9 protein-coding genes are annotated in these 8,117 nt (G+C 43.7%); 6 read left to right on the top strand and 3 right to left on the bottom strand.

The window, feature by feature from the left end; translation table 11 throughout:
- Window positions 1–30 precede the first annotated feature (30 nt).
- On the bottom strand, window positions 31–750 hold the full coding sequence (locus tag NTZ10_03710; GenBank protein MCX5749334.1) for a lysophospholipid acyltransferase family protein: 720 nt from the start codon (window positions 748–750) through the stop codon (window positions 31–33).
- Between the two features lie 83 nt (window positions 751–833).
- Between NTZ10_03710 and NTZ10_03705 the strand changes: the two genes are divergently transcribed.
- From NTZ10_03705 to NTZ10_03680, 6 genes are read left to right on the top strand one after another with little or no spacing between them, the layout of a single operon-like run.
- A complete protein-coding gene (locus tag NTZ10_03705) occupies window positions 834–1,568 on the top strand; it encodes a 3-oxoacyl-ACP reductase FabG (GenBank protein MCX5749333.1) in 735 nt (244 codons plus the stop codon).
- A gap of 10 nt (window positions 1,569–1,578) precedes the next feature.
- Window positions 1,579–1,884, top strand: a complete 306-nt coding sequence (locus tag NTZ10_03700; GenBank protein MCX5749332.1) for a phosphopantetheine-binding protein — start codon at window positions 1,579–1,581, stop codon at window positions 1,882–1,884.
- A gap of 3 nt (window positions 1,885–1,887) precedes the next feature.
- On the top strand, window positions 1,888–2,358 hold the full coding sequence (locus tag NTZ10_03695) for a hypothetical protein (GenBank protein MCX5749331.1): 471 nt from the start codon (window positions 1,888–1,890) through the stop codon (window positions 2,356–2,358).
- On the top strand, window positions 2,342–3,559 hold the full coding sequence (locus NTZ10_03690; GenBank protein MCX5749330.1) for a beta-ketoacyl-[acyl-carrier-protein] synthase family protein: 1,218 nt from the start codon (window positions 2,342–2,344) through the stop codon (window positions 3,557–3,559). The genes NTZ10_03695 and NTZ10_03690 overlap by 17 nt, the downstream gene beginning before the upstream one ends.
- A complete protein-coding gene (locus tag NTZ10_03685; GenBank protein ID MCX5749329.1) occupies window positions 3,544–4,779 on the top strand; it encodes a beta-ketoacyl-[acyl-carrier-protein] synthase family protein in 1,236 nt (411 codons plus the stop codon). Before NTZ10_03690 ends, NTZ10_03685 begins: the two co-directional genes overlap by 16 nt.
- A 7-nt stretch (window positions 4,780–4,786) precedes the next feature.
- The gene (locus NTZ10_03680) at window positions 4,787–5,899 is read left to right on the top strand and encodes a glycosyltransferase (protein MCX5749328.1); all 1,113 of its coding nucleotides are present in this window, start codon (window positions 4,787–4,789) and stop codon (window positions 5,897–5,899) included.
- A 3-nt stretch (window positions 5,900–5,902) separates the two neighbouring features.
- Here NTZ10_03680 and NTZ10_03675 read toward each other — a convergent pair whose 3' ends face one another.
- Both NTZ10_03675 and NTZ10_03670 read right to left on the bottom strand, forming a co-directional pair.
- On the bottom strand, window positions 5,903–7,075 hold the full coding sequence (locus NTZ10_03675) for a phosphotransferase (GenBank protein ID MCX5749327.1): 1,173 nt from the start codon (window positions 7,073–7,075) through the stop codon (window positions 5,903–5,905).
- Window positions 7,072–8,109, bottom strand: a complete 1,038-nt coding sequence (locus NTZ10_03670; GenBank protein ID MCX5749326.1) for a class I SAM-dependent methyltransferase — start codon at window positions 8,107–8,109, stop codon at window positions 7,072–7,074. The genes NTZ10_03675 and NTZ10_03670 overlap by 4 nt, the downstream gene beginning before the upstream one ends.
- Between the last annotated feature and the right edge of the window lie 8 nt (window positions 8,110–8,117).

The raw sequence follows: 8,117 nt of genomic DNA, 5'->3' as shown, positions 1-8,117 counted from the left end.
TCATTTATAACTGAGGTCGTATTGTAAGAACTATTTTTTCAGCATCGAATCGATCTTTCTGACTATTTCTTCTGTGAACTTAACCCTTCCGATCCTGTCATTTTGCTCATTTGACATTATTGGCTCTCCGATCCTGACCTTAATGACATCTAACACCTTTTTACGGACGAACATGCCATATATAAAATTAGTGAATACAGATAATTCCGGGGTCGAATTTATCGCAATAGGGATGACCGGGATATTAGTTTCAAGGGACGCAAAAGCGGGGCCGTGAACGGGACTGTCAATGTCTGTCCTTCTGCTTATGAACATAAAAATAGCCGAACCCGCCCTGAGCTTTTCTATTGTCTTATCCATCTGCTGCGCCGCGATCAAAAGATTCTTGTTGTCAATGTTCAGATATCCTGCGCTTTTGCTCATAAATGAAAGCGGAAAAACAAAAAATGTCGAATCCACGGCAAGATATACTTTTCTCTTAAAAATTGCTGTGGATATTATAAGATCTATGGGGAACCTGTACCTTGCCACAATGATCACCGGGCCGGTCGCGGGGATATTTTCGAGGCCGGAGAATTCAACCTTGGAATTTATCACCCAAAATAATCTGTGCGACCACTTATATAGAAATTTCTGGGCGTCAAGTTCTTTGTCATTTGAAAAAATATTGAGCAACAGATCTACCAATCTAGCAATTACAAACACAACTATTATAACAATAATACCGCTATATATAAAAAAGTTTTTCATAACCTGACCGATTATTTTTTAAATACTATCATATTTGTTTTTTATTTGCAAATATATTTTATGTTTTGTATAATACATTTATTATGGCGCTCGAAAATAAAGTCGTCCTGGTAACCGGCGGCACAGGCGGAATAGGCAAAGCCATCGTAAAGGCCTTTCATGGGCTCGGCTATTTTGTCGCCATAAACTTCAACAAGAGCACGGCCGCGGCACAGGAACTGCTGCGTGAAATAGAAGGGCAGGGGATGTTAGCCAAAGCTGATGTAAGTAATTTTTGCGAGGTTGAGAGCATGGCCGAGGAGATAATCGGCAAATGCGGAAAGATCGATGTACTCGTAAATAATGCGGGTTTAGTAAAAAACAGCTTCCTTCTGACTACTCCCAATGATGACTTCGATCTCACCCTGAAGACAAATCTTTACGGCACTTTTTATTGCTGCAAAGCCGTCTCCAAGCACATGATCTCACGCAAGAGCGGGAAGATAATCAACATAAGTTCGATCGCGGCAAAGAACGGTGCGGCAGGACAGACAAGTTACGCCGCTTCAAAAGCTGGGGTGATCGGTTTTTCAAATGCGCTTTCAAAGGAACTGTCCGGTTACGGAATAACCGTCAATTGCGTCCTTCCCGGACTGATAGACACTGATATGGTTTTGTCGATCCCGGAACATATACTTGACAGATATCGGGAAGCTATTCCTTTAAAGAGGTACGGCAGGCCGTCTGAAGTCGCATCTGTAGTTGCTTTTCTTGCCTCGGGTGAGGCATCATATATTCAGGGACAACAGATCATCGTTGACGGTGGTCTAATAAACTAAGGAGATTTATATGGAATATCATGAGATCCTGCAAAAATTAAAGGAGATGCTGATCACTCAATTAAACCTGAATATCCGGCCCGAGGACATCAACGAACGGACGCAGCTTTTTAACATGGCACAGGAAAGCCGCCCTCAAAATAGGCCGCCTGACTCCGATTCCCTCGGTCTTGATTCGATAGATTCTCTGGAAATAATAGTCGGGATCGATAAGAATTTCGGGGTAAAGATCACTAACGAAGACCTCAAAAGCCCTGAAGCAATATTTAAAGATATCGGCACAATGGCTAACTTCATAAAAAGCAAAATGAAATAAGAAGTGTTAATCAACGACCTGGTCTTTGAACCTTTTTACAAGCACAAACCGCCTTTCGTATTTATCGACGAATTCATCGAGGCCAAAAGCAATTATATTTTATGCAAAAAACGGTTTTCAAAGAACGACCCCGTTCTCCGCAATGAATTTTCCGTCCCGGGCACGATACTTCTTGAATGCCTGGCCCAATCGATGAACCTGGCCGAATTTTTTGTCCCGGATATGATAAAGATGGACAACAGCGACAATGAACCTGGGTCTAATTTTTCACATTTTATTGTCTCGTTCAAAAACTGTCATATGTTAAAAAGTGTCGGGTTTTCGGATGAGCTTATAATAAAAACTGAATTCACCGATAAAATCGGGGACTTTCTGATAGCTAAAGGCACGATACATTCAAACGGCGAGCTTGTCTTTGAAAGCGAGATATCATTATTTATCAGGAAAGAGATCGAAATTGCCAAACCGGTCTAAAAGGGTGGTTGTAACGGGCATGGGAGTTTTGTCTTCGATCGGCAACTCCATCGATGAATATGCTTTAAATCTCAAGAACGGAGTTTCAGGTGTGGCCCCGGTCACGCTGTTTGATACAAACGGCCTGCGCGTCCATATAGCCTGTGAAATAAAGGATCTCCCTGCGGTAAATTTCCCGTATTCTTACAGGGCCCTGGACATGATACATATTTCTGCCGTACAGGCCGTGAAGGACTCCAAAATATGTTTTAAAGACGAGGATCCTTACAGGATAGGATCGGTCTTCGGCCTGTCCCAGGGTTCTATCGAATCCTTAAAAGTCATCTTTAGAAAGATCATTACAGAAAAGGATATCAGCGGTTTAAAACCCGAACAGCTTGTCGCTAATACCGCTTACGGACCCGCAAAGGCTATCGCGTCATATTATGACCTCAAAGGGCCCTCTTTGACGGTTTCGACAGCCTGCTCCTCATCTCTGAATTCCGTAATGATCGCATCCGATCTGATCGGAAACGGCTTGTCAGAAATATGTTTCACGGGAGGAGCCGAGGACCTGTTCGATATCGCTTATTATGGTTTCCATTCTTTAAGAGGTCTTGCCGAAAAAAAATGCCAGCCGTTCGATAAGAACAGGTCGGGTTTATTGCTGGGAGAAGGGGCGGGGATCCTGATCCTGGAAGAACTTGAACATGCTCTAAAGAGAAAGGCCATGATCTATGCGGAGATACTCGGCTACGGTAACAGCAGCGATGCTTATCATGAGACATCGCCCGACCCGAGCGGCAGGGGAGCGGCCCTTGCGATGAAAGCCGCTCTTGAGGACGCACATTTGCGAACGGATGCCGTTGAATATATTAATGCTCACGGCACCGGGACACAGCAAAATGATGAAATGGAGACAAAAGCCATAAAAGGAGCTTTCGGGGAAAATGCCTACGAAATACCGGTAAGCTCTACTAAATCCATGACCGGTCATGCTTTGGGAGCGGCAGGGATAATTGAAATAATCGCATGCATACTGGCCATGCGGGGATCCTTTATTCCTCCGACAATAAACTACGAAACGCCCGACCCTGCCTGCGATCTGGATTATGTCCCGAACAGATCAAGGCCCAAGACGTTCGATATATCAATGTCAAATAATTTTGCTTTTGCTGGCAACAACTCGAGCATCATAATAAAAAAATGGAAGACCAAATAGTAATAACGGGTATAGGGATAGTAAGTCCTATCGGGACGGGTACCGAAGCTTTTCTTGAGTCCTTAAAGACAGGGAAAAGCGGCGTCGATAGGATCAAAAGGTTTGACCCCTCAATATTCGGATCAAAAAAGGCCGGTGAAATAAACGACTTTTCGATAGCAGATCATATACCGGCGTCAAACGCCAGAAAAATGGACAGGTTGACCCGGTATTCGACCGCTGCGGCGGTAATGGCCGTGAAAGATTCGGGAATAGATATGGCAAAGACAGACAGCGGCAGGATCGGGGTGATATTCGGGACCGCCTTTGGCAACAGCGCATCACTCGAGAAATTTATTTCCGAAATCAATGCCAATGGGCCTCAACTTGCAAATCCCTTTATTTTTCCCAGTCTGTCAATGAATATCAGCGCCGGAACTATCGCCAAAGAATTATCCCTTAACGGGGTAAATTACACGTTATCATCCGAAGTGACATCAGGAGGCATGGCGATATTTTATGCAGTACAGCTCCTCAAGAACAAAAAGGCAGATTATATTATCTGCGGCGGAGCCGACGAACTCTCGCTTCTGGTTTTTGGGGGCGTCCATGCTAAAGGCGAGCTGGCTTATGAAGACCAAACGGTCAGTGAAGACAGCAGGCCGTTCGATCAATACAGGAACGGGTATATTTGCGCTGAAGGAGCATGTTTGTTATTGCTGGAAAGGCTTGAAGACGCCAAAAAAAGAGGCGCAAATATATACGCTAAGATATCCGGCATTTCAACCGGTTCTTTCGGGAACGGAACTTCGGCAGAAGAGGTGATCAGGCGATCTGCCGGACAAGCGTTACAGGAATCCGGGCTATCCTCCTCGGATATTGATTTCATCTGTTCTTCTGCGAACTCTTCGCGCATATGCGACAAACTTGAGATCGATTCGTTAAGATCGGCCATGGGCACGGACGCAAAGGATATCCCTGTAAGCGCACTCAAGTCCATGACGGGGGAAACTTTCGGCGCGAGCTATCCCCTGAACATATGCGCGGCCATGTTATGCATCAGGGACAGGTTCATATTTCCGACCATCAATTATACTTCTCCGGACCCCTTGTGCAGGCTGAACTTAACAACCAAATATGCAGAGGATGCTATAATTAATAATTCATTAATATGTTCATTTTCATTGGATTCACATACCAGATGGGGGAATTGCGTTTCGATCTTAATCGGCAAAGTCTGAACTATATATGCAAAAGACAACCTTAAATATCTGTATGATCGTCAAGAACGAAGAAGTGAATATTTCAAAGACACTTCCAAACCTGGTCTCCTCGTGCGACAAAGTCATCGTCATGGATACGGGGTCCACTGACAGGACAAAAGATCTCGCGGCTTCACTCGGGGCGGAAGTGCATGATTTTACATGGATAAATGATTTTTCGGCTGCGAGGAATGAATCTTTAAAATATGCGGATTCGAACTGGATCATGTGGACAGATGCCGATGAATACCTTAAAAAGGAAGATGTCCGCAAATTAAGGGCTCATCTTGACAATACCGGAGCCAATATCATCTATATCCCCATTAATGAATGTGAATACGATACGACCGAAGTGAAATCTTTCTATATGAGGGATAAGATCTTCAGGAACAAGCTGGGCATTCATTTTCAAAGGCCGGTGAATGAACAGGTCGTTTTTCCCCAAGGAATAAAAAGAATAGAGGAGAAGCTGGCTGATATCGCGATCTATCACTGGGGCGGCAATATGCCCGCGGACCTGTCAAAGAAAAAGAACCGATCCAGGCTGGAGATCCTGGAAAAGGCTGCGTCTGAAAATGCCGATGATCCCGGATACAGCTATCTCCTTGCGAAGAAATATTGGCAGATGAACAGGACCGATGATTCGCTTGCCGCTTTTGACAAGGTCATTTTTGCCTGCAGAGGAAAAAATGAGCTCTCTCATCTGGAGGAAGACAGTCATAATAGCAAGGGCTGGATATATATAAATGAGTTGAAAGATTTTGAGAAAGCTTTGAACGAAGGCATACGATCTATCGAATGCAATCCTGAAAATATAGACCAGTATTGCATCGCAACGCGGGCATACATGGAACTCAACAGGTTCGAAGACGCGTACAATCTAATAAAGAAAGCCGTAGCATTACCTAAAAAAATGCACGATAAAATATCAAACCAGGATTTCTTTTGGGATGCGATGAGGTTTTCGCAATATGCTGTCTGCTGCGCAAAACAGGGAAAACTTGATGAAGCCTTAGAATTTCTCAAAGTTTATGCAAAGCAGGATCCGGAAAACGAGCACACTAATAAAATACTGTCAATCATGGAAAGAAAAGGATAGCCATTACTTTTCTTTAGAGGAAGCCTCTTCTTTTAATTTTTCGATCTTGTCCGTAAAATAATCCTGCTTTTGTTTGTCGCCGGATCTCGATGCTTTTTTTAACAGGTCTAAATACGGGAATATAGCCATATATCTGATCAGATCGCTGATCTTTGCGGGCCTTAAATTTAAAAGGAATTCCTTTTTGATGACTATACTGCTCACGGGTTTTCTCGGGTCCGCGGCTTTGCACAAAGAATCTATCATGAACAACGGAAAGATTATCTCCTGGAACTGTGTGTCCATACCGAGCGCCGTAAAATATTCATCTGCAAAAGAATCTATTAAATCGAGCAGGTACTTGCTTTCCGAAAAAGTCTCAATGCCTTTCGGGTAATTGTTGGCGGAAAAATCATATAGAGCCTCAAAATATGTCGTAATGAAATGATATATGTCAAAAGCCGGGAGCTGCTTCGCTGAAAAATCCTCCCAATCAATGACCCCAGAAATACTGCCGTCCGACATAAAAATATTTGAAGCGTGATAATCCCCGTGGGAAGCGGGCAGCATTATCTGCATCCCGTCAAAAGTATTTGCGAGCGATACAAGACCCGTGAAATATCCTTCATGAAGATGTTTTTTATCCGGAAATAATAATGAGTACCTGTCAAAAAGAGATTTTAAATGGTCTTCCGAGAATTTCGCGCCTTTGATAATCTCGTTTTCCGGACAAAGCTTCTTTTGAAAATCTATAAGCCATTTGCTCGCGGACTTATAATTTGACACGAAAAGATCATCGATCTTGCTGCAAACCATGTAGTTTGACATGTCATTTCCACTAAGGTATTCTACTGCGCCGACCAGGGACCCTCTAATGGACCGATCGAATAAACTTCTTGGGATAGACCGTTTGATCCTGATATCATTTATCTTTGAATGGATAAAACGGAGATTAGAATGCTCGATCCTGATAGAATCGTTCGCCTCATTACTTGCCGGATATCTCGGGACCCTGATTATCGCTTTCGGTTCTTCATGACCTTTATACAGAGCATTGACCTTGAATGAGATCACCCCGTATTGCGCCGGACGCAGCATCCTGTCGGAAAACTTAATAAAGAGCAGATCGTCAGGCTTTTGACCGAGGTCAAAATCATCCCAGGCTTCTGTCAGATATTGTTTTATATAAGGTATCATTTTTTAGCAGCTATAAAATATGAATCGCATAATGCTTTTTCCAGTTTAAAGAACTTAACAAGCGCCAGCACGTATTTATTGACGATCCTTTTCCCTATATTATTTGCGGTCTCACCGCTTTCTGCAGGTAAAATGGCCGTTGAAGCGGACCTGTAATCGTCCCTGGGATAGAAAAAAACAATATCTTTAAAACCGGCTTTCCTGAACATCCTCCCGTATCCCCAAAACGAGTGGGTGTATGTCCTGTACGCTACGCCGAGCTTTCTTTTTGAAATGATATTTGCGACCAGCCTGGGAAGCAATGTCGTGTATTTTACAGGCTTTTCACTGTAATGCTTCAAATGGTCGTCAGCAGTACCTGTAAAATATCTTAAACCGAATCTGTTCTCTATCCCTATCAAAATGTGACCGTCCTTTTTCAGGACCCTGTTAATTTCCTTTAAGCATTTTGTCTGCATTTTGAGCGGGTCTCCATTTTTCAGATACGACCCGACCCATTCCAGAACGCCGTTCATGATGACGCTGTCAAACTGGCCGTCAGCAAAAGGTATCTTGCCGAGATCCAAAGGTTCGATGTGGACGGGCGTGATATTAGAAATATTGTCTTGTTGTGCTCTCAAACTGATAAATTCAAGCGATTCAAGGCAGCTGTCGGCCGCAACGACCTGATCCACACGCGGTGAAAGAGCAAAGGTGTAGGAGCCCCAGCCGGAACCAAGATCAAGTACAATACTGTCCTTTGTTAGCGGCAGATAAAACGTTGAATCGGCCCTCGAAGGACAATCAGTCCAAAGGTATTGTGCCCTTATTTTTTCGTCTTTATTTGAAAGTATCGCTTGCTTCCAGCCGATCTTCTTCGCCTCTTCCAGGAAAGCCGACATTTTTTCTTTGGGGATGATGTGCCAGTAGGAAATCCCGCTGCTCAAACAGATCACACCATTTTTTACCGGATATTCTGTCCGGCACTTTGGGCAGAAAAAGAGGTCAGTGATCTTCTGGACGCTGCCCCCGCAATTCAAACAAGTAAAGTTCATAAATTGTC

The organism is Candidatus Saganbacteria bacterium (genome assembly GCA_026387835.1).
In the GTDB taxonomy this organism is placed as follows: domain Bacteria; phylum Margulisbacteria; class WOR-1; order JAKLHX01; family JAKLHX01; genus JAPLKZ01.
The sequence above is the reverse complement of the archived record's forward strand: the minus strand, read 5'-3'. Positions and strand labels throughout refer to the sequence as shown.